The 1,952-nt window shown below is 58.1% G+C and carries 3 protein-coding genes; all 3 read left to right on the top strand.

Annotated features, from left to right (window positions below):
* The coding region (locus tag AWB81_RS48075) for a DUF4238 domain-containing protein (RefSeq protein WP_327373503.1) at positions 1-728 on the top strand (728 nt) is incomplete at its 5' end.
* Positions 729-1,311: 583 nt separating this feature from the next.
* Positions 1,312-1,569, top strand: a complete 258-nt coding sequence (locus AWB81_RS42410; RefSeq protein WP_062644511.1) for a type II toxin-antitoxin system ParD family antitoxin — start codon at positions 1,312-1,314, stop codon at positions 1,567-1,569.
* The gene (locus AWB81_RS42405; protein WP_087135607.1) at positions 1,566-1,808 is read left to right on the top strand and encodes a type II toxin-antitoxin system RelE/ParE family toxin; all 243 of its coding nucleotides are present in this window, start codon (positions 1,566-1,568) and stop codon (positions 1,806-1,808) included. The genes AWB81_RS42410 and AWB81_RS42405 overlap by 4 nt, the downstream gene beginning before the upstream one ends.
* Positions 1,809-1,952: the final 144 nt, after the last annotated feature.

The raw sequence follows: 1,952 nt of genomic DNA, 5'->3' as shown, positions 1-1,952 counted from the left end.
AGCCGCTCAGCGGCACGGCCCGGCTTGAGCTGCCGCTCGACGACAGCCTGAATGACCTTGAGGCGATCCACTTCGCGAAGAGTCACAAGAAGCAGCATTACGTTCCGGCTTCCTATCTGAAGGCCTGGTGCGATCTCGATCGACCGCCCCATCATGAACCTTACGTGTGGGTATTTGAGCGGGATGGCTCAGCCCGCTTTCGCCGCGCGCCTCACAAGTTATTCACGGAAACGGACCTCTACACCATCGAGAAGGCCGATGGAACTCGGGATCTGCGCATAGAAACGACGCTATCAACGATTGAGGACCGTTTTTCTCGCATGCGTAGTAGCAAGTTCAACCACCACGGTGGCCTCACGGCCGAAGAACACGTTTTTTTGTGCATGTTCGTCGCGGCCGCGCAAATACGCACCACGGCATCGCGAGACCATCATGCGGCGCAATGGGCCGCGGTCCTTAAAAAGGCTGATGACCTCGCTGCGAGCATGGCGAAGGCGAGTCCTCAGCAGCGCAGGGCCGCAGCGCAGACAGCCTCAATATCCAATGCGAGTTTCGACTCGCGATCACTCGATCACAACCAAGTGAGGGAACTCGCTGCGAAGCCTCTGCAGCATATGATGGCACCGGCACTGCGCCACACTGTCCCGGTCCTTCGGCAGATGGACCTGGCCGTCTTATGTACCGACGATCCGCTAGGTTTTATCACATCGGATCATCCGTGTACGTGATTTGACCCCGACGCCTATAAGCTGCCACCGTTTTATCGATCTCCGGGGCTTGGGGTAAAGACTATCGAGGTGACCTTGCCGATCTCCCCTCGCCAATGCTTACTGCTAAGTTGGCAAGGATTGACAGGCTACATTGAAGCGACGCAGCTCCAGGTTGATGAGTTGAACCGACGGCACAGGCTCCACTGTAAATCTCAGTATGTTGCTTGTCGGGGCGAGGATCGCTCGTACTGGTATCACGCGGGCTCGATGCCAGCCGACGCCTGGGAGGCGACACAGGCTCGGTCGGATAGCTAGCCGCGTCAGCGTCAAGTAGAGCAGCTTCGCGCTACTGTGCCTCGTTCCCGGCGCTTTCACCGCCACCCAGCGACTGGTGCCAGCAACGCAAGGCCATTACGATATGCCGGCGCCCTCGACCGCTTCAGAGTTCGGTGAAAGCCGACACTACGCCTGGGGCACCAATGTTGTCTGATGTGACACGCGTCTTCCGCGGGCGTGTCGTGTTTGGGCATTCTCACTACCGCATTTGATAACAGTTGATAAGCGATGTACAATGAGGGTTACTTGCGTGGAGGGCAGAACCATGATCAGTGCAGACCTTGGACAACAGCTTGAGCGGTACATTACGAAGCTGGTCGAGACCGGACGCTACGGCTCGAAAAGCGAAGTGCTGCGCGAAGGCGTGCGATTGATTCAGGACCGTGAGACGCAGCTTGCCGCCCTTGATGCCGTGATCGAGCGAGGTATCGCCGATTCAGATGCGGGTCGAGGAAAGCCCGCCCAAGAAGTGTTCGACCGGCTGGAGGCCAAGTATCAGGCGATGGTGAACGGCAAGGCATGATTGTTCGCATCCTGCCGGCCGCCGAGGCCGAGCTTGAGGCCATCGGCGACTACATCGCCCGCGACAATCCACGCCGCGCCTTGAGCTTCGTTCGTGAGTTGCATGACAAGTGCATGAGCCTTGCAGACATGCCCCTCGCCTACCCACTCGTGCCTCGCTACGAAGATCGCCCCGGCGGTCGGTCAAATTCCCCCATGTATGGTCACCTCAAAATCCCCCAGGTAACGATCGCCGGCTGAGCGGTCCCTAGCGGTGCTGCAGGACATTTATTGTTGTCTCCTTCAGAGAAGAAGGAGACAAGGGAGTGAATGTCTTGAAGCAGCATCTACAAAGCGCGATATTCACGCTGCTTGAGCGCGGCGTGAGCCAGCACAGGATCCATG

Origin of the sequence: Caballeronia arationis (assembly GCF_001544975.2) — a bacterium.
GTDB lineage: Bacteria > Pseudomonadota > Gammaproteobacteria > Burkholderiales > Burkholderiaceae > Caballeronia > Caballeronia arationis.
This window is presented reverse-complemented; position numbering and strand designations above follow the sequence as displayed.